Annotated in this window: 21 protein-coding genes and 1 tRNA gene; 8 read left to right on the top strand and 14 right to left on the bottom strand. The window is 59.4% G+C overall.

Features of this window, described 5'->3' with window-relative positions; genetic code table 11:
- Positions 1–175: 175 nt before the first annotated feature.
- Positions 176–553 (bottom strand): VOC family protein, encoded by a 378-nt coding sequence (locus FHX05_RS05385; RefSeq protein ID WP_015340769.1) that lies wholly within the window; start codon positions 551–553, stop codon positions 176–178.
- A gap of 359 nt (positions 554–912) precedes the next feature.
- Here FHX05_RS05385 and FHX05_RS05380 point away from each other — a divergent pair, with 359 nt between their 5' ends.
- Positions 913–1,305 (top strand): YciI family protein, encoded by a 393-nt coding sequence (locus FHX05_RS05380; protein ID WP_183870883.1) that lies wholly within the window; start codon positions 913–915, stop codon positions 1,303–1,305.
- 31 nt (positions 1,306–1,336) lie between these two features.
- Positions 1,337–2,608, top strand: coding sequence for an RNA polymerase sigma factor (locus FHX05_RS05375; protein ID WP_183870882.1), 1,272 nt, complete (start codon positions 1,337–1,339; stop codon positions 2,606–2,608).
- A 32-nt stretch (positions 2,609–2,640) separates the two neighbouring features.
- Here FHX05_RS05375 and FHX05_RS05370 read toward each other — a convergent pair whose 3' ends face one another.
- Complete coding sequence (locus FHX05_RS05370; RefSeq protein ID WP_183870881.1) at positions 2,641–4,041, bottom strand: MFS transporter; 1,401 nt, start codon at positions 4,039–4,041, stop codon at positions 2,641–2,643.
- Between the two features lie 120 nt (positions 4,042–4,161).
- Between FHX05_RS05370 and FHX05_RS05365 the strand changes: the two genes are divergently transcribed.
- A complete protein-coding gene (locus FHX05_RS05365; RefSeq protein ID WP_183870880.1) occupies positions 4,162–5,157 on the top strand; it encodes a LysR family transcriptional regulator in 996 nt (331 codons plus the stop codon).
- Positions 5,158–5,176: 19 nt separating this feature from the next.
- Positions 5,177–5,695, top strand: a complete 519-nt coding sequence (locus tag FHX05_RS05360) for a GNAT family N-acetyltransferase (RefSeq protein ID WP_183870879.1) — start codon at positions 5,177–5,179, stop codon at positions 5,693–5,695.
- Here the strand turns inward: FHX05_RS05360 and FHX05_RS05355 are convergent.
- The gene (locus FHX05_RS05355; RefSeq protein WP_348648305.1) at positions 5,622–6,152 is read right to left on the bottom strand and encodes a cupin domain-containing protein; all 531 of its coding nucleotides are present in this window, start codon (positions 6,150–6,152) and stop codon (positions 5,622–5,624) included. The two genes, FHX05_RS05360 and FHX05_RS05355, sit on opposite strands and share 74 nt — an antisense overlap.
- A 369-nt stretch (positions 6,153–6,521) precedes the next feature.
- On the opposite strand from FHX05_RS05355, the gene FHX05_RS05350 reads away from it, so the two are divergent.
- Together FHX05_RS05350 and FHX05_RS05345 are read left to right on the top strand one after the other, a co-directional pair.
- The gene (locus FHX05_RS05350) at positions 6,522–7,622 is read left to right on the top strand and encodes a porin (protein ID WP_183870878.1); all 1,101 of its coding nucleotides are present in this window, start codon (positions 6,522–6,524) and stop codon (positions 7,620–7,622) included.
- 288 nt (positions 7,623–7,910) lie between these two features.
- Positions 7,911–8,222: a hypothetical protein gene (locus FHX05_RS05345; protein WP_183870877.1), complete on the top strand. Its 312-nt coding sequence runs from the start codon at positions 7,911–7,913 to the stop codon at positions 8,220–8,222.
- A 251-nt stretch (positions 8,223–8,473) separates the two neighbouring features.
- On the opposite strand, the gene FHX05_RS05340 is transcribed toward FHX05_RS05345, so the two are convergent.
- From FHX05_RS05340 to xylF, 5 genes are all read right to left on the bottom strand, one after another.
- Entirely contained in the window at positions 8,474–9,226 is a 753-nt protein-coding gene (locus FHX05_RS05340) for a hypothetical protein (RefSeq protein ID WP_246698842.1), read from the bottom strand.
- Between the two features lie 458 nt (positions 9,227–9,684).
- Positions 9,685–9,761 (bottom strand) — tRNA-Arg (locus FHX05_RS05335).
- A 161-nt stretch (positions 9,762–9,922) separates the two neighbouring features.
- Complete coding sequence (locus FHX05_RS05330; RefSeq protein ID WP_015340760.1) at positions 9,923–10,705, bottom strand: ATP-binding cassette domain-containing protein; 783 nt, start codon at positions 10,703–10,705, stop codon at positions 9,923–9,925.
- Positions 10,706–10,720: 15 nt separating this feature from the next.
- Positions 10,721–12,049: a sugar ABC transporter permease gene (locus FHX05_RS05325; protein ID WP_112604646.1), complete on the bottom strand. Its 1,329-nt coding sequence runs from the start codon at positions 12,047–12,049 to the stop codon at positions 10,721–10,723.
- A 288-nt stretch (positions 12,050–12,337) separates the two neighbouring features.
- Positions 12,338–13,378: a D-xylose ABC transporter substrate-binding protein gene (gene xylF / locus FHX05_RS05320; RefSeq protein WP_112604649.1), complete on the bottom strand. Its 1,041-nt coding sequence runs from the start codon at positions 13,376–13,378 to the stop codon at positions 12,338–12,340.
- A gap of 223 nt (positions 13,379–13,601) precedes the next feature.
- Between xylF and FHX05_RS05315 the strand changes: the two genes are divergently transcribed.
- Entirely contained in the window at positions 13,602–14,843 is a 1,242-nt protein-coding gene (locus FHX05_RS05315; RefSeq protein WP_183870875.1) for an ROK family transcriptional regulator, read from the top strand.
- Between the two features lie 57 nt (positions 14,844–14,900).
- Here the strand turns inward: FHX05_RS05315 and FHX05_RS05310 are convergent, their stop codons facing one another.
- The 4 genes from FHX05_RS05310 to iolG all read right to left on the bottom strand — a co-directional run bounded on the left by FHX05_RS05310 (position 14,901) and on the right by iolG (position 17,385).
- Positions 14,901–15,524 carry an ATP-dependent Clp protease proteolytic subunit gene (locus tag FHX05_RS05310; RefSeq protein WP_183870874.1) on the bottom strand — a complete coding sequence of 208 codons (624 nt, stop codon included), beginning with the start codon at positions 15,522–15,524 and terminating at the stop codon, positions 14,901–14,903.
- A 44-nt stretch (positions 15,525–15,568) separates the two neighbouring features.
- Positions 15,569–15,928, bottom strand: coding sequence for an SRPBCC domain-containing protein (locus FHX05_RS05305; RefSeq protein WP_112411543.1), 360 nt, complete (start codon positions 15,926–15,928; stop codon positions 15,569–15,571).
- Positions 15,925–16,239: a metalloregulator ArsR/SmtB family transcription factor gene (locus FHX05_RS05300; protein WP_183870873.1), complete on the bottom strand. Its 315-nt coding sequence runs from the start codon at positions 16,237–16,239 to the stop codon at positions 15,925–15,927. The genes FHX05_RS05305 and FHX05_RS05300 overlap by 4 nt, the downstream gene beginning before the upstream one ends.
- 153 nt (positions 16,240–16,392) lie before the next feature.
- Positions 16,393–17,385 (bottom strand): inositol 2-dehydrogenase, encoded by a 993-nt coding sequence (gene iolG, locus FHX05_RS05295; protein ID WP_183870872.1) that lies wholly within the window; start codon positions 17,383–17,385, stop codon positions 16,393–16,395.
- A 228-nt stretch (positions 17,386–17,613) separates the two neighbouring features.
- On the opposite strand from iolG, the gene FHX05_RS05290 reads away from it, so the two are divergent.
- A complete protein-coding gene (locus FHX05_RS05290; protein WP_132717250.1) occupies positions 17,614–17,877 on the top strand; it encodes a hypothetical protein in 264 nt (87 codons plus the stop codon).
- On the opposite strand, the gene FHX05_RS05285 is transcribed toward FHX05_RS05290, so the two are convergent.
- Complete coding sequence (locus tag FHX05_RS05285) at positions 17,878–18,339, bottom strand: hypothetical protein (RefSeq protein WP_183709334.1); 462 nt, start codon at positions 18,337–18,339, stop codon at positions 17,878–17,880.
- 71 nt (positions 18,340–18,410) lie between these two features.
- Complete coding sequence (locus FHX05_RS05280) at positions 18,411–19,418, bottom strand: LysR family transcriptional regulator (protein ID WP_112334211.1); 1,008 nt, start codon at positions 19,416–19,418, stop codon at positions 18,411–18,413.
- Between the last annotated feature and the right edge of the window lie 186 nt (positions 19,419–19,604).

The raw sequence follows: 19,604 nt of genomic DNA, 5'->3' as shown, positions 1-19,604 counted from the left end.
GTTGTGAAGGCGTCAGGAAACCACAATCGAGCGACTATTATGACAGAAGCCTTAAGCCAGGCTGAAGGTGAATGATCGGGAAAGTCCGTTCCGGCCCCCCGACCATGCCGGAACGACGACGGCCCGGATCGATTCCGATGAAGTGTTTGTGTTTCCCTTTGTCACGCGCGGTGATCTATTCGCCGGTCTTGAAATAGGCTTCCAGCCGATAGCCGTCGGGATCGATGACGAAGGCGGCATAGTAGAATTGGCTATAGTCCGGCCTGATGCCCGGCTTGCCGTTGTCTTCACCGCCATTGGCGATGCCTGCGGCATAGAAGGCGTCGACGGCTGCCTGGCTCGGGGCCACGAAACAGAAATGCAGCCCGGAGCCGCGATCGGCCGGCACGGGACGTTCCACCTCGCTCACCCAGAATTGCGCGCGTTCCGCGCCATATCCGACCGTACCGTCGAAGTTGGTGACGCGCTCATAGCCGAGAGGAGAAAGGGCCGCGTCATAAAATTTCTGCGCCCGCGCCAGATCTTTGACGCCGATCGAAATATGGTCGAACATGAAACAAGCTCCTGCCGTGTTGTCTGCGAAGCTTTACGGAAGGCCCGCTCCTGGGGAAGCGTCGGCTTTCGAAACTCCGCGGATCGATTTCGTCTCACCATCTTGCAACGATCATGGGAAGTCAACAAAACGAAGGGAGGGTTTGTCTGGTCGCTTGATCCGGCTGCTTCTTCTATAAAGCGGTCCGGTGCCGCCGCGCCGCCGAGATGAACGGATGGGTGTCGAATTTACGGCTGTGCGGCTGCGATCTGATTTTTTTGCAACGACTGTCGATTTCCAGAGCGCTGCTTCGTCGTCAATATGAGCGGGTTTGTTGAGCGGCAATGGTGCCGGCACCTCGCTTCCGGAGGACACTTTCGATGCGTTTCATGTCTATCGTCACTGCCAAGGATTTCATGCATCCGACGCCGGAGCTTGCCGAGGCCATTCACAAGATCGCCGATCGGGAAATCAAGGCCGGCCGTATGATCGATACGGCGGGGCTGATGCCGCTTGCGACGGGCGCCCGCGTCACGATCAAGGATGGCAAGTTGAGCGTGGTCGACGGCCCCTTCGTCGAGGCCAAGGAGGTTGTCGGCGGCTATGCCATCTTCGAGCTGCAAAGCAAGGAAGAGGCCGTAGCGCTCGCGGTCGAGTTCATGCAATTGCACAAGGATTTCATGCCAGGCTGGGAAGGCACATGTGAAGTACGTGCCTACTTCGAGCCAAATGCCGAGGGTGTATGCGACCCGCTCGCCCAAGCAAGGGCATAATGCTTTCAATCTGTCATCGGGGCGGGCGGCCTTGAAAGCCGCCGGCGCCCATCAGGCGATCCTGGCCGTCTGGCGGATCGAACAGCCGCGGCTGATCACCAGTCTCGCACGGTTGCTGCGCGACGTGCCGCTGGCTGAAGATCTGACGCAGGAAGCGTTGATTGTCGCCTTGGAACGATGGCCGAAGACGGGCATCCCCGAGCGACCTGGCGCGTGGCTTATGACCACAGCTAAGCGCCGGGCGCTCGACCATTTGCGGCGGCGTCGGATGCTGGACCAGAAACACGAAATGATCGTTCGGGAGATGGAGGAGGACGAGCAGATCATGCCCGATCTAGATACTCCTCTCGACGACGATATCGGCGATGAAATGCTGCGCTTGATCTTCACGGCATGCCATCCGCTGATCTCGCGCGAGGCACGGGTGGCGCTTGCCCTGCGAATGATCTGCGGCTTGACGACCGAGGAAATCGCCCGGGCGTTTCTGGTGTCTGAGGCAACGATCGCCCAGCGCATTGTCCGCGCCAAGAAGACCTTGTCGGAATCCGGGCTTTCCTACGAGACTCCGCACGGAGAGGAGCTGTCGCGGCGCCTCGCCTCGGTGCTGGAGGTCGTCTATCTGATCTTCAACGAGGGATATACGGCTGCGCGCGGCGAGAATTGGATGCGGCTGCAATTGTGCGGCGAGGCGCTGCGGCTCGGGCGAATATTGACGTCTGTGGCACCGCAGGAGCCGGAGGCACATGCTTTGCTGGCGCTGATGGAGATGAATGCGTCCCGAGCGGCGGCTAGGACGGACGCCGACGGTAATCCGATTTTGCTGCTCGATCAAAATCGTGACCGCTGGGATCGGCTGCAGATCCAGCGCGGCCTGAAAGCGCTGATGCGGGTGCATGAACTCGGCGGTGCCGGTGGAGTTTACGCGTTGCAAGCCGCGATCATCGCATGTCACGCAAAAGCGGGAACGGCCGATGAAACCGACTGGAGGCGGATCGCCGATCTCTATGCGGAGCTTGCCTTGCTTGTTCCTTCCCCGATCGTCGAACTCAATCGCGCTGTCGCGGTCGGCATGGCCGTAGGTCCCGAGATGGCATTGGAGATCATCGATGGTCTCCGCGATGAGCCTGCATTAAAGGATTATCATCTTCTGCCGAGCGTTCGCGGCGATCTTCTTTACAAGCTCGGCCGATATGATGAAGCGCGGCAAGCCTTCGAGACGGCAGCCGCGCTTGCTGAAAATCAGAGGGAGCGTGATCTCCTCCTGCGCCGCGTCGCCGAAGCCGCTGGCGCCGAGAAGAATTGACCCGCCGGCGAGGCGGGTCATCCTGCTTCGAGCTATTCCGCAGCCTGATAATTTGCGGCCTTGGCGGCGGACGAACGCGGGCCGACCGCTGCGAGCAGCGTGATGGCGGCAGCAAGGATCGTCACGAAACCGATGCCAGCGACATAGGGATTCCAACCGAAGTTCGGAGCTGCACTGAAGACGGCTGAGGCCGCCGCCAGGATGATGCCGCCGCCGATCTGGAAGGAGGCAAACAGCATGCCCGAAGCCAGGCCGGATTCGTCGTCGCCGACGTCAGAAAGGGCCGCGACCTGGATCGACGGATAGGTCATGGCATAACCGACGCCGAGCAGGAGCTGCGAGATGGCGACGAGCACTATCGTATCAATATGCCCGGCCGACAGCACCCAGAAGAGATAGCTGATGGCCTGCAGTCCAACGCCGAAGGTCATGAGAAGTGTCGTGCCGCGGTTCTGGCCTATCGTCGCAAAGCGTGGTGCCAGGAACATGACGCAGGTGCCGCCGATGGCGAAGGCAAAGCCCGTAGCGAAAGCCGACCAGCCGACGACGGTCTGATAATAGAGCGTCGCGATGAACTGGAAGCCGACATAGGCTCCCTGATACAGCGCAGCGATGGCATTAGCATGGCTGAGCTTGGTGCGGCGGAACATGGCAAGCGGCACCATCGGATCATGATGGCGCGATTCCACGATCAGGAACAGCACGATCAGGATCAACGCGGCGAGGAGCGAACCCCAGGTCGCGAAGGCCTGCCAGCCATCGGCGGCGGCATTGGTGACGCCGAAGACGAAGAGCAGCAGGCCGGGCGTGATCGTCAGGGCGCCGGCCCAATCGAAGCGGGCGCGGGGCCCATTTCGCTTATGATCGGCAGGGAGGACGAGCGGGGCGATGATCAGCGCCAGGATGGCGACGGGAGCCCCCATGACGAGCGTCGCGCGCCAGCTGATGAGCGTTGCCGCTCCGCCCAGCACCATGCCGAGCACGAAGCCGGCAGCACCGGTGGAGGAGAAGACGCCTAGGGCCTTCGCGCGAGCATTGCCTTCTCCAAAGACGGAGAGAAGGAGGGCCAGCGCCGCCGGCGCGGTGAAGGCCGCGGCAATGCCCTTGATCAGCCGGGCAGCGATCAGGGTCGGGGCGCTATCGACGAAACCGCCGGCAATACTGGCGGCGGCGAAGACGCCGAGCGACCAGAGGAAGACGCGGCGGTGGCCGAAGAGATCGGCAACACGGCCGCCGAGCAGCAGGAAGCCGCCATAGCCGAGCACATAGGCGCTGACGGCCCATTGCAGCGAGGTCGCCTGCATGCCTAGCTCTTTCTGGATTGCGGGCAGGGCCACGCCAATGGTGGAGACGTCCATGGCGTCGAGGAAATTGGCGGCGCATAGCAGCAGCAACGCCAATCCCGCCCCGCTTCGGGTTTGTGAAGAAGTCATCGGGATCGTTCCTTTCTAGGCTGCCACCTCTTGGGAGGGTGAAAGCGGCAGGGAACGAGAAAATGTACATCTTCAAACCCTATTGCAAATTGATAGTAACCATGTCAGGTATTACTCGTAATGATGAATGATGCCACGCTTCGAAAAATCGATCTCAATCTGCTGCTCGCCTTCTCCGTGCTGATGCAGGAGCGGAATGTGAGCCGTGCGGCAGAGCGGCTGCTGCTCGGTCAGCCTGGTCTTTCCGCCGCACTTAAGCGCCTGCGCGAGACACTGGATGATGAATTGTTCGTGCGCGTCGGACGCGGCTTGCAGCCCACGCCGCGGGCGCTATCCATCGCGCCGGCGATCGAGGATGCGCTCTCCGGCATCGAGCGCGCCATTCGCCCGCCGGCAGCCTTCGAGCCTGAAAACTGGCACGGCGAGTTCCGCATCGGGCTCTGCGATAATCTCGAATCGTCCTTCTTCGGGCCGCTGGTGGCGCGGTTGCGTCAGCTTGCGCCGAATGCGCGGCTGACCAGCGTGGCGTTCGACCGGCGCGACGCCGTGCGTCTGTTGGACGAGGGCGTCTTCGACTTCAGCATCTCGGTGCATGACGAACCGGCCTCCTGGCATGTTCGCGCGCCGCTGTTCCAACAGGCGTCGCTCTGCATCTACGACGGCCGGCATCTGAAATGCGCTGCGCCGCTGAGCCTGAAGCATTTCGCCAACGCGCCGCATGTCACCGTTTCGCTTGAGGGTGCCATATCCACCGGCGTCGATGTCGCTCTCGCGCGCCTCGGCCATCGCCGGCAAGTCGTGGCGACTGTTCCTCGTTTTTCCGCACTGCCGTCGACGTTGCGAGCGATCCCGGCCATTGCGACGGTTCCGGAGGCCATCGCCCGCTGCATGGCGCAACTGCACGACTTGACGATTTCGGAGCCGCCGTTCGAACTGCCGGCCGACCCGGTGACGATGCTCTACCGCCGCGTCGATCAGGCCGACAGCCGCTCGGTATGGTTCCGCCGCCTTTTCGTTGAGGTTGTCAAGGAAGCGCTCGAGGCCAGCGGGTGCCGCATGGGCGTTTCCACTGATGCCTGCTGCTATGATCCGCCTGAACTCGCAGAAGCTGTGTGACCCTTCGAGCGGAGGCGCCATGATCCGTCGCACCTCACGCCTTTCCTTGCGGATGCCGGAAGAGGGGGACATCGGCTTCCTCACAGCCTTGTTCTTACGGCCGGAACTGGTCGCCCATAGGCCTGATCCCAGACCGGATTCTCCCGAAGAGAGCGCTCGGCGTCTGGCTCGTGACCGGACGCATTGGCGCCTGCATGGATTCGGGCGCTGGGCGATCGAAGCGGAGGGGCAGCTGATCGGTTTCGGAGGCGTTACCGTTTCGATGGAATTTGAAGGACTCAATCTCTCCTATCATTTGCATCCTGATTATTGGGGAAATGGCTATGCGACAGAACTGGTGACCGAGGCGCTGGCTTTCGCCCGCGGCGATCTGCAGGCGAAGCGCGTTATCGGGCTTGTGCGTCCCGTCAATACAGCCTCCCGGCGCGTGCTGGAAAAATGCGGATTTCGTTTCGAGCGCGAAGTCATGCTCCACGGAGCGCCGACTCATCTGCTTTCTTATCGGATGGCAGCGGTTGACATCGACCGACCGGCTTAGCCGTCCGGATAGGCATGCCATCCTTGTGCACGAAACGCCCATCCGTGCTCGAGCTCATCATATCGACATCGGAACAGGTGATGAGGTCGGTCGGAGCGCGCGTTCCGACCTCGAGATAAACAGCCGTCCTGGTGGATTTGTTGATCATATGATGCCCGTTACCCGAGCCTTTCGGGAAGGCGGCGCAATCGCCTGCACGCAGCACGGTTTCGCCGTCGTCTTCTATCAGCGTCAGTTCGCCCTCCAGCACATAGACGAACTCATCTTCCTCCGAATGCCAGTGCCGTTGGCTCGACCAGTTGCCCGGCGGCAGCCGCATGAGGTTGATACCGAAATCCTTGAGGCCTCCCGCATCACCCAGCCGCTGGCGTATGCGCTCGGCGCAAGGGTCGTTGAAGGGAGCGGGATAACGTGTACCCTTGATTTCGGGTATGGCTGCAATATCGATTTTCGGCATGACGATCCTGCCTGCGATTTGCTAGGGAAGGATGAGCTGCTTGTCGTTGGAAGTTTAGCAAGACTCATCGCTATCGGTCCAGCGATGTATCTCGGCAGAGCATGGCGAACCGGGCTTAGCTGCTTGTTTTGTCGTGTAGTTGTCACCCGGTTGTCATCTTTCATACACATATGCGTCGTTTGCGCAACACGCCATATGAAGCTGCTGTCATATATGTTCGGGGCCTTTCTAAACCCTTGTCAGAACAAAATAGTAAATGCAGCTTACTAATCGAAGCGAAGCTATGCTTCGAATTAGGCACTGGAACTTGATGTTGAGCGACCCCCAGGTTCGTCCATCGCGCAAGTTCATTCGACGGATGGAGTTACCATGAACATCAAGAGCTTGCTTATCGGTTCTGCTGCTGCCCTCTGCATCGTATCCGGCGCGCATGCTGCCGATGCTATCGTTGCCGCGGAACCGGAGCCGCTGGAATATGTGCGCATCTGCGATGCGTTCGGCGCCGGCTACTTCTTCATTCCCGGCACGGAGACCTGCTTGCGCGTCGGCGGCAAGGTTCGCACCGAAGGTCAGTGGAAAGATCCCTACAATCGCAACAGCAACTTCGGCACCAAGTGGCATACCCGCGCCGAGCTCAACCTCAATACGGCGACTGACACCGAGTATGGTCCGCTAAAGACCGAAACCATCGTTCGTTGGGACTGGAACGACGGTGGCTCCACCGGCACGAACCTGCTGTGGGCCTACATCACCCTCGGCGGCTTCAGCGTGGGTAAGACGGACTCGCAGTACAACCAGTTCATCGGCTATGCCGGCGACGTGATCCAGGACGACGTCATCTATGACGGTCCGTATGAACTGAACCAGCTCACCTATAACTACGACAGCGGCACGGGCTTCACGGGTGTCATCTCGCTCGAAGACAGCAACTCCGGAACCACCACCAGCGCGTATGGCGGAAGCTGGCAGCTTTCCAAGAGCGATCATTACGCTCCGAACGTCGTTGCCGGTCTCGGCTACAAGGCCGGCGCCTGGCAGTTCCGCGTGGTCGGCGGCTATGACTCTATCGTCGAAGAGGGTGCCATCAAGGCTCGTATCGACGCCGATTTCGGCGTCTTCTCAGCCTTCCTGATGGGTGGCTGGAACACTGACGGCGACAAGCTCAACCAGTATGCAGGCTCGAACCAGAACGTCTCTGCTTGCACGACTTCCGACGGCGTCGTTCACGGCGCGGATTGCGGCTGGGGTGACTGGGCAGTCTGGGGCGGCGTCGGCGTTCCGATCAACGACAAGCTGAAGTGGAATGTTCAGCTCGCCTATACCGACTCCAAGATTTTCGAAGCCACCACGAACGTCAAATTCAATCCGGTCAAGAACCTGCTGGTCGAGCCGGAATTCACCTACGTTCACTACGATCTGCCGAGCGACGATACCTTCTCGGGCATCCTGCGCTTCGAGCGGACCTTCTGAGGCTTCTGGTCTCGGCTGATCTTCACAGAAATGAGGCCCGGTCTTCATATCGGGCCCTATCTGGCGTGACGGACGATTTCTAAATCTCCGTTCGCACCGCATCCTGCCGACAGGCACCATGCGGTGCTAATGACCTCCAGCGCAATCGTACCCAGACGGGCGCCAGGTCACCCTTGTCAGTGGTCAAACGGCCGATAAAGGGAAGTCGGCTCGCTGTCATAAATCCAATGCTAATCAACGACTATCTCATTTTCGATAGCGCCCTTCGGCGCGACCAAAGGAAGCCCCATGAAGACGATCATCCTACTTGCCGCAATTGGAATGTTCTCCACGAACGCCATGGCCATGTCGGCCTATAATTCCAAGTCGATGACCTGCGCCACCGTGCATGAAAAGATGGCTCAGGAAGGGTCGATCGTGCTGCGATATCCCTCACACCATCCGGGCCTGATGATGTACCATCGGACCGTTTCGAATTCGATGGCTTGCCTAGGTCAGGGCTCGATGGCCAGCGCCAGCGTGCCCACCAGCGACGATCCCAGCTGCAAGATCAAGACCTGCAGCTTTGCGACCGGCAAGGGGCCGAACAAGAACCATTGAGGTGGTGGCGCGGGGTCAACCAGCGCCTAAAGGAATATCGCTGCGGCGGGAGATTTCTGCTGCCGCAGCGCGATCGCGGTGTTGACGCCTTCGGATGCCGGGCTGCTTCGATCTTTCTGGCGATCTCTTCCGGCGTGACTGGCTGATCGCCGTTCGCGACCTGCATCGACCGCGTAAGCTCTTTTATTAGGGGGATAAGCGTACATAGTCCCCATGGACAATTTAGATAGGGTTCGCAGCTCTCGCGTAGCTTATTGACCTGCTCGAGCCTTTGAAATTTTTAGGAGCTCGTCTGCAAATGATGTAGTGAGCGAGTTGCCGTTGTTGGCATCGATTGTGAGAAATCGCAATTGCTCATAGTCGTTAGGCGCACGAAGGTATCGGTCGGCCTCTTTGCTTATGACTACGACGCCAGCGTAAATGTCAAATATTCGGACTGCGATGGCGATGCTGTTGCCCGCGCGCGATGCATAGGCGAGGTGTTGCGCCTCGTGCGGCTCCCAGAATTGAAACGCTGAACACTCGCCGGCCTCACCTGCAAAGCCAGGAATGTCGTCTGTTGACGCTACGTCGTCCGCTAAAATAGCTTCGCGCAATTGCTTTGCCGTAGGGTCATCGAGGTAGGCTTCGCCGAGCCACAGAAAAGCCAATTCATAGGCAATCTTGAACAGTGCATGGCGCAAAAAGGAGAACTTCAATACAAAAGTTTTTTGAATGACGGGATTCACTACTGTTTCGGACACGCATTTTTCAGCTTGTGCCGCTAATTCCTCGGGAGGTAAAGGTTTAAGGCCGCTTCTCTTTCTTTCCCGCTGAATGATTTTTGTGATTTCGCTCTTCTTCCGGACATCGATTGTAATCTGCCGCGCTATTGTTCCATCTGCAGCAACAGTCGAGGTAGAGTGATAAAGCTGCTCAATGTCCAGTTTGCCGGTTCGTTCGTTGAGGGAAATACGCACTTTCTTTTCGGGTGAGCCAACCAGAGTAGCGCTGCCCTCGAACATCTCCTGCCACTGAGGTATAGCGCCGCTATTTCCCGCGAGCCCAAGTTTTGCTCTTCGCATACGGATGGGAAAAAACTCGGTAAGAGCCGAGTCTACACGACTTCCCAGTTTCGAATTGCACGTCTGGCAAACGCGTTCGATTTCCAGGGGTCCGCCAATCGCAAGAGGAAAAACATGCTCAATACTCGGTGGTTGTTCCGTTGTGCAGAAAATGCATAACATGCAGCCCACCGCCATCTACAAGGGAGTGTTATTGAAGCCAATATTAAGCAAAAGCTTCGGACTGCAAAAGGGCAATTGCCATTGAAAATTGTAAGCGTCAATTGAGTATAGCAAATGTGAGGGGACGGCTCTGGTGTCTCAGGCTCGCGTGCAGGCCAGATAGATATGTATGCTTCCTATATGCTTCCTACGAAGAAACGAGCACCATCAAAACGACAGCAAGTCTTTGAAATGATTGGCGCACCCGACAGGATTCGAACCTGTGACCTTTGGAATCGGAATCCAACACTCTATCCAGCTGAGCTACGGGTGCATGCCGTGGCGGTTTGAATCGCCTGTCCGATGGCTGGTTCTTAGCCTAGGAAAGGCTTGGCTTCAATCGAGAAAATTCAGGAAAGCGTGAGATCGGACGTTTTGTTTGGATAAGGCCGCGGGCTTTGAGCGCGCGGCCTTGGTATCATCGGCCGTTCCGGCTCATTCCTTCATCGCGCCAGGGCCGGGGATGGCTTTGGGCGGCACCTTGCCGAGGATGATCATGCCCAGCACCTCGTCCTTGGTGACGTCTTCGGTGCGGGCGTGGCCGACAACCTGGCCGTTCTTCATGACCGAGACGCGGTCGGCAAGGTCGAAGACGTCGTGGATGTCGTGGCTGATGAGGAAGATGCCGATGCCTTCCTTCTTCAGCTGCTTGATCAGTTCGCCGACCTGCGCCGTCTCCTGGGGGCCGAGTGCTGCGGTCGGCTCGTCCATGATCAGGATGCGGGCGTCGAAGAGAATGGCGCGGGCGATCGCCACCGACTGGCGCTGGCCGCCGGAAAGCGCCTTCACCGGCTCCTTGAAGCGCTTGAAGTTGGGGTTGAGGCGTCCCATCACTTCGCGTGCCTTGGCTTCCATCGCGACGTCGTCGAGCGTACCCCAGCGGGTCTGCAGTTCGCGGCCAAGATAGAGGTTGGCGGCGGCGTCGACATTGTCGGCGACGGCGAGCGTCTGGTAGATCGTCTCGATGCCGTATTTCTTGGCGTCGCGCGGGGTGCGGATATCGGCGGGCTCGCCGTTGATCAGGATATCGCCGCTGTCGCGCTTGTAGGCGCCGGAGAGAATCTTGATCAGCGTCGATTTGCCGGCGCCGTTATGGCCGAGAAGGGCGACAACTTCGCCGGGGTAGAGGTCCACCGAGGCGTTGTCGACCGCGTGGATGCCGCCGAAGGAGATGGAAATGTTCTTCATTTCCACAAGCGGAGTGGTTTGATCCGTCATGGTTCAGAATTCCTTTTACTTGGCGCGCGAGCGGTAGACGATGTCGAGCCAGACGGCGACCACCAAGACCACCCCGACGACGACGTTTTGAATCGGTGTGTCGACATTGGCGAGCCCCATGCCCGATTGCAGCGACTGCATGACCAGCGCGCCAAGCATGGCGCCGGCGACCGTGCCGCTGCCGCCGGCGAGCGACGTGCCGCCGATAACGGCAGCAGCGATGGTGAAGAGTTCGTAGGTGGTTCCCTGTGAGTTCACCGCCGAATTGAGGCGGGCGGTCGAAATCGCGGCGGCGACGGCGGCGAGCAGGCCCATCAGCGCGAAGATCTTCACGATGACCCAGCGGGTCTTGATGCCGGCAAGCTCTGCGGCTTCCGGGTTGCCGCCGATCGCGAAGACATAACGGCCGAAGCGCAGGCGCGTTGCGATGAAAGTCATCACGATGCCGATGAGAACGGCGATGAGGACCGGAACCGCGATGCCATAGGGGATATCGAGGCCGTTCTCGGGCCACGTGATATTGTGCTCGGTGGCGTAGCGCTTGGCGATGCCGACCGGCCAGTCATAACTGTTGAAGAGATAGACGGTACCGAGGACGAGCAGCGAGCCGAGGCCGGCAAGGAAGTATTCCGCCCAGAGGGGGCGGCGCGGAAAGTGGAAGCGCTTTCTTTGCTGGCGTGAGCCGACGATGCCGACAATGATCAGCAGGCAGGAAATCACGCCGACCACCCAGCTCCAGGTGGCGCCGATCGAGCCGGTGGCGCCGCTGCCGCCCATGATGACGAAGGTGGAATCCATCGGCGCCACGGTCTGGCCGCTGGTGACGTACCACGCAAGGCCGCGCCAGACGAGAAGGCCGCCAAGCGTCACGATGAAGGAGGGAACGTTCATGAAGGCGATGATCGCGCCTTGGAAGGTGCCGATGGCCGTGCCAATCGCCAGGCCGCAGAGGAGGGTGATGATCCACGTCCAGGAGCTGTCGAAGCCGAGATATTGCGGCAGCCATTTTGCCTGCATGACGCCCATGATCATGGCGACGAAACCGAGCACGGAGCCTACCGACAGGTCGATGTTGCGCGTGACGATGACCAGTACCATGCCCGTGGCGAGAACCGCGATTTCGCAGGTCTGCACCGAAAGGTTCCAAAGGTTTCTCGCCGTCAGAAATTCCCGGCCGTCGAAGACCCTGAGATAGAGATCGAAGCCGATCCAGATGATCAGTAGCGCTCCTATCATGCCGAGCAGGCGGGTATCGATTTCCGTGGCGCGCAGAAACCGGGTGATCGCGCCGGCATCCGCGTTCCTAGGCCCGCTCGATGTGGTGGACTGTGTCATGTCGGCCATCGCTTTGCCGTTCTCCCTCTGTCGGGCGCGGCCGGCGACGCATTCTGGCAATCGCTGGCAATCGCGCCAATCTCAAAAATGTCTGCCATCGCCTGCAACCCGGCCTTTATCCCGGTCCCGCTGGCCGCCGTCCGACGGACCAAGGGATGCGGCTGCATACCACACTGCGGGGAAGCTCCGCCTCCAGCTGCAAGGGAGGGTTGTCGGCTTCCAATCCGCATTCGACGCCGCAACGGTGTGCCGCTGCGGCGTCGCTCTTTCGATGAGTAAGCTCGTTCTAAAGTCGGTTTATTTGCAGGCCGCGACAGCGCCTGCCTTGACACCCTGGCAGGCTTCAGCCTTGGAAATCCAGCCGGCGTCGATGACGACGTTCAGATTGTCCTTGGTGATAGCAACCGGGGTCAGGAAGACCGACTTCATGGCGACGTGCTTCGGGCCGCCGTTGAAGGTCTGAACGCCGGAGATCTCGTCGAGCTTCTTGCCCTTGGCGAGGTCGATGGCGATTTCAGCGGCGCGCTTGCCGAGTTCGCGCGAGTCCTTCCAGATGGAAACGGTCTGCGTGCCAAGCGCGATGCGGTTGAGCGCTGCCTTGTCGGCGTCCTGGCCGGAAACCGGAACGGAACCGGCAAGGCCCTGGGCGTCGAGAGCGGCAACAGCGCCGCCGGCGGTGCCGTCGTTGGAGGCGACGACCGCGTCAACCTTGTTGTTGTTGGCGGTCAGGAACTGCTCCATGTTGCGCTGCGCATTCTGCGGCAGCCAGCCGTCCGTATAGGCTTCGCCGACGTTCTTGATCTTGCCGGCGTCGATGGAAGGCTTCAGCACTTCCATCTGGCCGGAGAAGAGAAAGTCGGCGTTCGGATCGGACGACGAGCCCTTGATGAAGACGTAGTTGCCAGCCGGCTTTGCCTTCAGGACTTCGCGAGCCTGCATGCGGCCCACTTCCTTGTTGTCGAAGGTGATGTAGAAGGCTGCCGGATTTTCGATCAGGCGGTCATAGCCGACAACCGGAATGCCTTCGTCGGCAGCCTTTTCAACGGCCGGGCCGATGGCATCGGAATCCTGGGCGAGAATGATGAGGGCGTTGGCACCCTGCGAAATCAGCGACTCGACGTCGGTCAGCTGCTTGGAAGCGGACGACTGGGCGTCGGCGGAAATGTATTTGGCCCCGACGGCTGCCAGAGCCTTCTTGATGGCTGCCTCATCGGTCTTCCAACGTTCTTCCTGGAAATTCGACCAGGAAACGCCGACGACGAGATCCTTGGCGAAGGCGGTCGTCTGCATGGTCAAAACGATGGCCGCGCCCGCAGCCAGCTTGATGAAAGCTTTCATGTGATCCTCCCGAGTGAATGCGACCGCACGTATCCTTAACTCCCGTCGGCCGCGGCGAAAATGCTGACAAGAAAAGTCTTGGACTTTTTTCTCGACAGTCGAGAAATTTAGTGTCAGAGATTTTTTCAGCTGTCAACACCCGCGCCGCTAGGTTTAATCGGTCGTCCGAAAAAGCTATCAGGGGCTGCGCAGGAGGAGGGTTGAATGAGCAGGGAGTTTGCCGATGCTGGCCAAATCGAGCACCGAATTGGTCCGTCAGAAGAACAGCGCCTTGGTCTTGTCGGCGCTGCGCCGGCACGGCCCGCTCGCCCATACCGAGCTCTCTGATTTCACCAGGCTCTCTTCCGCGACCGTATCGGTCATCACTGCCGATCTTGAGCGGGCGCAGATCATCGAAAAGGCGGAGCAGCAGCCGGCCAGCGGCCGCGGGCGGCCGCGTGTTTTGTTTTCGCAGCGGCGCGATTGCGGCTATCTCATCGTCGTCGTCATCTCGTCTGATGCCGTGCAATATTCTCTCGTCGATTATACCGGCCGCCTCATCGACCGCTTTACCGAGGATAGGCAGCAGAACGTTGCGGGCGTCGAGCGCTTCGTGGCAGCCTTGCGCGATGCCTTGAACCGCATTGTCACCCGATCGCGATTGCCGCGCGACAAGGTGCTGATGATCTCGATCAGCAGCAAGGGGCTCGTCGATATTTCAGCGCCGGTGCTGCGCTGGTCTCCGATCTTCGGGCGCGACGAGATCGATTTCGCTGACGTGCTGCGCGATGAATGGCCTGCGCAAGTCATTCTCGGCAACGAAACCCTGCTTGTGGCTGCAGCCCTTGGGCGGCAGGAGGAAATCAACACCCGCGGCGACTTCCGCTCGCTGGCGGCGCTGTCGCTCGGCCATAGTATCGGGCTTGGCATCGTGCGCCGGGAACATGAAGGCGGCCATCATATATCGGCGCCCAATTTCGGGCATATGATGCATGTGCCCGGCGGCGGTCTTTGCCGCTGCGGCGCGCGGGGATGTATCGAGGCCTATGCCGGTTTCTACGCGATGCTGCGGACGGCCTTCGACGTGCCGCTGGACACGATCCCGGCGAAGTTCGTGCCGATTGCCGAGCTCGACAAGATCGCTACGAGTGCGCGCCAGGGCGGGCGCCGCAACGTACTGGCCTTCCGCCAGGCGGGCCTGGCGCTCGGCAATGGCCTTTCGCGTGTCTTGAGTCTGCACGAGCGGATGCCGATCGTCATCACCGGCCCTGGCGCAAGGTACTACGATCTGCTGATCGAGGGCATAACCGAGGGCCTGGCGGAATCGCATGTCGTGCGCATGGAGGGCATGCCGGAGCTGCGCGTCATCGCCGACGAGCCGACACTCGTTTTCGAAGGGCATCTGAACCGCGCATTTTCGATCATCGACAATGACATCGTGAAGAGGGGAGCCTCGGTCGTCGAGCTGCACGACCAGGCGGGTTGAGAGGCGAGGGCGCCGCAAGCTGTGGCCCTGCGCTTGGCCGCAGGATTGTCATCTCAATCAATCTGCCAAGCCCAAAGGCTGTTCGTCTTCGCGGACCTGAAGAATACGGTCGATCAGCCCCCATTCCAGAGCCTCTTCCGCCGTCATGAAGTGATCGCGGTCCATGGCGCGTTCGAACTCCTCATAGGAGCGTCCGCAATGCTCGGCATAAAGCCGCGTCATGCGATGCTTCGTTCGCCTCATTTCTTCGGCGTGGATAAAGATGTCCGATGCCTGTCCCTGGAAACCGCCCAATGGCTGGTGAATATGGATGCTGGCATTTGGAAGCGCGGTGCGCTCACCCGGCTGACCAGACATCAAGAGGAAGGAGCCCATCGAACGGGCGGTTCCCATGCAAAGCGTATGTACCGGCGCACGAACGTAACGCATGGTGTCACACATCGCGAGACCGCTGGTTACGACGCCACCGGGCGAATTGATATAAAGGTGGATCGGTCTCTTGGGATTTTCGGCCTCGAGAAACAGCAGTTGCGCGCAGACGAGGGCCGAGACGTCGTCGTTCACCTCACCATTCAGGAAGATGATTCTCTCGCGCAGCAGGCGGGAGTAGATGTCGAAAGATCGTTCCCCTCTGCTAGACTGCTCAACGACCATAGGGACGAGTTGCATCGCTTCGCGCATCGGCGAACTCCAATGTTCTTGAAATTGTTGATAAATCTAGCGCGTCAGGCGGCGCGCATGACGGTCAGGCGGTTATTGTTTGCTGCAGTTCTTTCCGTTTCGCGAAGCCGAACGTCATCGAGCTCGTGGATGATCCGCAGGCTGGTGCCGCCGTTTGCATTCGAAGATATTTTGAAAGTCACGGTGCTTTCGAGGAAGGGCGCTGCATCGTCCCGCAGCCTGTAGGTGACTTCCTTGCCCGGCGTGACCGATATAGCCTCGGGATTGGCCAAGGCCTCCTGCGGCAGCCAGTTTTGGCGAAGCTCAGGGGTGCTGATTGCACGCCAAACTTTTTGCGGCGGTTCGTCGAGCTGGTATTCCAGCTCGATGCCGTTCTTTCGCTCGGGGATCTTGGGATTGTTCATTGATCCATATCCTTCAGCAACACCTTGAGAGCTTCGATGCGGGCGGGCCAATATGCGCGGTATTTCGCCAGCCATTGGGCGATGAGGGCAAGCCCTTCCGGATCGACTTCGTAGTTCACGAAACGCCCCTGTCGTTCTTCCCTGACCAGCCCGGCGCTCCGCAGAACTGCGAGATGCTGGGACATGGCCGGCTGGCTGATGCCGATACCGTCTCGCAGGGCGCTGGCATTCATGCCGCCTGTCGCCAGCTTCTCGAAGATGGCGCGGCGAGTCGGATCGGCCAAAGCCCGGAATATCTCATTCTCTACCATGACGACAGATAAGCATGGACTTATGTGATTCGCAAGAGGTTTTTATCGAAGCCTCTTCGTGAGCTCTGGATCGCGCCAAAGAAAAAGTCCGCCGCGAATGGAGATCGCGGCGGACTTTTGGGAGGATCGTATTCCTGGAGGAATGGAGACGGCTCAGTTAATCTTGACGAGGCGGCCTTCCTTGACCGACTGCAAGGCGGCATCCGCCAGCTTCAGTGCAGCAAGACCATCGGCGCCCGATGGTGTGATTGTGGCGCCCTTTTCGATCGCAGCGATGAAGCTTGCGATCTCGTTGGCATAGGCTTCGGTGTAGCGCGTCATGAAGAAATCGTGCAGCGGCGGGCGGGTGTAGCCATCGCCGTTGGCGACTTCGATGGAGAAGGGGCGTTGGTTTTCAGCCGAAACCAGACCCTTCGAGCCATGGATTTCGATCCGCTGATCGTAGCCGTAAGTGGCGCGGCGCGAGTTGGAGATGATTGCCTGCTTGCCCGATGCCGTCTGAAGGATGACCGAAACACTGTCGTAATCGCCGGCTTCGCCGATCGCCTTGTCGACCAGAACTGCGGCAGTTGCAGTGACGGCAACCGGTTCTTCGCCGAGCAGGAAGCGCGCCATATCGAAGTCGTGGATCGTCATGTCGCGGAAGATGCCGCCGGAGCGCTTGATGTAATCGACCGGCGGGGCGCCCGGATCGCGCGAGGTGATCGTCACCATTTCGACCGTGCCGATGCGGCCTTCGTCGATGGCTTTCTTGACAGCCATGAAATGTGGGTCGAAGCGGCGGTTGAAGCCGACCATCAGCTTGCCCTTGGTCTCATTGACAACCTTGATGCAGGCCTGAACGCGCGCGACGTCGAGATCGACAGGCTTTTCGCAGAAGATGGCCTTACCGGCGCGGGAGAAGCGCTCGATCAGATCGGCATGGGTATCCGTCGGCGTGCAGACGACGACGGCATCGATATCCTTGGCGGCTTCGATCGCTTCGATGGTGCGGACTTCGCAGCCATAGGCGGACGCGATTGCTTCCGCAGCCGCCGGAAAGGCATCCGCGACGGCGACGAGCTTGGCGTTGGCATCGCCGCTGACGGCTTTCGCATGCACTTTGCCGATGCGTCCGGCGCCGAGCAGACCAAATCTGACAGTCATTATTACCTCCCTGAATTCGGAATAAATGGACCGAATATCAATTGCTATGGAATTTTCATTCCATCTTCCGGCGGCGGCGTCAAGCCGCCTGGACTTCACAATTCTGAAAAATTCCGGCTCTCGGCTTAGCCGAAATCCGGACGTGAAACCTTATTTTATGCGGACGACTTCACAATTTTCCTGAGGATGCGCTAAAGACATGTCTTCTTAAACAGGCAAAAGTGACCCATGCAACTGATCGATCCCAGCCATCCCATCTACAAGCCGCTTTGGGTGCGCATTCTCATCGTGGCTGTCTGCTTTGGCTGGGCAGCCGTCGAAACGCTGGGCTCGCAGCCGTTCTGGGCAATGCTGTCCGGGGCGCTCGGCGCCTATTCGGCGTGGATGCTGCTCTTGAATTTCAAGCCGCAACCGCCTGCGACGACTAGCGATGCGCCAGCGCAGGACGATGCTGCCGAGGATGATGAGCCGCCCTCCGAAGACAAGAAATAATCATCGTCTGAGGCGACGTATGGCTTCATCGATCAGTTGATTGGCGAGCGTCATGCGGATCGTCGCCTGTTCGCGGAAGAGGGCTGCGACGCTGTCGGGGTGATTGGCCTTTGCAAAACTGCGGCGTTTTTCCTGCAGGGCTTCGCGCGTGAGGTCAGAGGTGATTGCGAGCTCAGTGGCGACTTCTTCCCGCGATGTTCGTGCCAGATGCTCGGGCATGACCGGCAGTACCGGTTCTTGCGGAGCGGGTTCGGGTTCCGGCAGAATGTTAGGGTCGCCGAGATTGTCGCGGTAGGCTTCGTCTGGCCGATGGGCGTCCGGCGTCTCGCCGCCCAGCACAGTTGCGGCAAAGCTGACGTTCAGGCCGCGGATGCGGTGCGCGGCTTCTTCCTGTTCCGCAGGCTCCTGTTCGCTATCGAGGCGATCGAGCACGGATTGAAACAATGATTGCTTGAACAGCATACGTGGTCTCCACGCCAAGCTTCATAGGAGCGCAAGTTGGCGTGGAGCTTATGGCGGCAACGGTTCTCCGTTCATGTCGGCGAGAGATGCCGGCTCTCTTCCAGGATCATGTCATGCAGCAGCCGCGCGCTCGGCGGCATGGCGCGTTCGCGGGCGGTGATGAGACTGTAGGGCCTGACGTCGATATCGAAATCGATCGGCAGGATGGAGGATTCGCCTGCCTGGGACGTCTGCCCGCAGATGAATTGCGCCATGTCGAGCGCAATCGGCGCGATCGCGTCCGTCTTGCAGACCACCGCCAGCGTCAGCAGCAAGGATGAGGTGTTGACGACATTTTCCGGCAGGGGCACGCCAGCAGCGAGGAAAATGTCTTCCACCTTGCGGCGAAGCAATGTGCCCGGCGGTTGGAATACCCAGTCGTAACCGGCCAGATCGTGCAGGCTGGCTACACCTCTTTCAAGCAGCGGATGGCCGTTGCGAACCACCAGGCAGGCCTTTTCGACACCGATCTCATGGGCCGTGAACAGACGCGGATCGAGATCGTCCGGGATGCGGCTGATGATGAAGTCATGGCGGGCCGCCAGCAGCTCGCGCGCGAGCACATTGCTGTTCTCGACTTCGATATTGATCTCTATGCCGGGATAGGTGCGCGTCACGCGCTGGATCGCCGGGACGACAAGGCTGATTGCCGGCGCGGTCACCGCCCCCAGAAAGACCGAGCCACCCCTGCCGGTTCGCAAGGCGCCAAGCTCCCGGCCTGCCTCGCGCAGCTCCAGTAGGATCTTGCGTGCCCGCTTGGCCAAAGCGAGCCCGAAAGGGGTCAAAACGACGCCCCTGGCAACACGCTCGTAAAGCGGGCTTTTGACAATCGACTCCATTTCTGAGAGCATGCGTGAAGCCGCAGGTTGTGACATGTTCATGGACTCAGCGGCCGCGGAAATTTGCCCGTGATCCTCGATCGTGACGATCATCCGCAGGTGATTGAGCTTCAAACCGGCTTTCAACAACGCGTCGTCGCGAAAATTATCGGAATGAATCTCGATGCCTTCGCTCAAATAATCGTTATATATTTTCTCCATAACGGCCATTTTTCCCCTTCGCCGGCAAAAAAGTACTATTTTTTAACATTATACCAAAGTTGGTATATGTTTAGCCAGTTATTCTATTTGACAGTTATACGAAATCGTACGAGTTTGCCGATTGTGGGCTGGGTACAGCTCATAAACCGTGAGAGCGTGGAGGAGACCTACTTCGTTTCTCACAAT

This window comes from Rhizobium sp. BK491, from assembly GCF_014194925.1.
Taxonomy (GTDB): Bacteria; Pseudomonadota; Alphaproteobacteria; order Rhizobiales; family Rhizobiaceae; genus Rhizobium.
Note: the sequence above shows the minus strand (reverse complement) of the source record. Positions and strands in the feature narration are given on the sequence as shown.

What these genes read in the sequence shown, in the direction of transcription:
- FHX05_RS05340 (WP_246698842.1), bottom strand. Translation starts at nt 9,226, where the DNA reads ATGTTCGAGGGCAGCGCTACTCTGGTTGGCTCACCCGAAAAGAAAGTG.
- FHX05_RS05315 (WP_183870875.1), top strand. Translation starts at nt 13,602, where the DNA reads ATGCTGGCCAAATCGAGCACCGAATTGGTCCGTCAGAAGAACAGCGCC.
- FHX05_RS05355 (WP_348648305.1), bottom strand. Translation starts at nt 6,152, where the DNA reads ATGCCGAAAATCGATATTGCAGCCATACCCGAAATCAAGGGTACACGT.
- FHX05_RS05380 (WP_183870883.1), top strand. Translation starts at nt 913, where the DNA reads ATGCGTTTCATGTCTATCGTCACTGCCAAGGATTTCATGCATCCGACG.
- iolG (WP_183870872.1), bottom strand. Translation starts at nt 17,385, where the DNA reads ATGACTGTCAGATTTGGTCTGCTCGGCGCCGGACGCATCGGCAAAGTG.
- FHX05_RS05385 (WP_015340769.1), bottom strand. Translation starts at nt 553, where the DNA reads ATGTTCGACCATATTTCGATCGGCGTCAAAGATCTGGCGCGGGCGCAG.
- FHX05_RS05305 (WP_112411543.1), bottom strand. Translation starts at nt 15,928, where the DNA reads ATGAACAATCCCAAGATCCCCGAGCGAAAGAACGGCATCGAGCTGGAA.
- FHX05_RS05360 (WP_183870879.1), top strand. Translation starts at nt 5,177, where the DNA reads ATGATCCGTCGCACCTCACGCCTTTCCTTGCGGATGCCGGAAGAGGGG.
- FHX05_RS05280 (WP_112334211.1), bottom strand. Translation starts at nt 19,418, where the DNA reads ATGGAGAAAATATATAACGATTATTTGAGCGAAGGCATCGAGATTCAT.
- FHX05_RS05290 (WP_132717250.1), top strand. Translation starts at nt 17,614, where the DNA reads ATGCAACTGATCGATCCCAGCCATCCCATCTACAAGCCGCTTTGGGTG.
- FHX05_RS05330 (WP_015340760.1), bottom strand. Translation starts at nt 10,705, where the DNA reads ATGACGGATCAAACCACTCCGCTTGTGGAAATGAAGAACATTTCCATC.
- FHX05_RS05345 (WP_183870877.1), top strand. Translation starts at nt 7,911, where the DNA reads ATGAAGACGATCATCCTACTTGCCGCAATTGGAATGTTCTCCACGAAC.
- xylF (WP_112604649.1), bottom strand. Translation starts at nt 13,378, where the DNA reads ATGAAAGCTTTCATCAAGCTGGCTGCGGGCGCGGCCATCGTTTTGACC.
- FHX05_RS05285 (WP_183709334.1), bottom strand. Translation starts at nt 18,339, where the DNA reads ATGCTGTTCAAGCAATCATTGTTTCAATCCGTGCTCGATCGCCTCGAT.
- FHX05_RS05300 (WP_183870873.1), bottom strand. Translation starts at nt 16,239, where the DNA reads ATGGTAGAGAATGAGATATTCCGGGCTTTGGCCGATCCGACTCGCCGC.
- FHX05_RS05365 (WP_183870880.1), top strand. Translation starts at nt 4,162, where the DNA reads ATGATGAATGATGCCACGCTTCGAAAAATCGATCTCAATCTGCTGCTC.
- FHX05_RS05370 (WP_183870881.1), bottom strand. Translation starts at nt 4,041, where the DNA reads ATGACTTCTTCACAAACCCGAAGCGGGGCGGGATTGGCGTTGCTGCTG.
- FHX05_RS05350 (WP_183870878.1), top strand. Translation starts at nt 6,522, where the DNA reads ATGAACATCAAGAGCTTGCTTATCGGTTCTGCTGCTGCCCTCTGCATC.
- FHX05_RS05310 (WP_183870874.1), bottom strand. Translation starts at nt 15,524, where the DNA reads ATGCGCGAAGCGATGCAACTCGTCCCTATGGTCGTTGAGCAGTCTAGC.
- FHX05_RS05325 (WP_112604646.1), bottom strand. Translation starts at nt 12,049, where the DNA reads ATGGCCGACATGACACAGTCCACCACATCGAGCGGGCCTAGGAACGCG.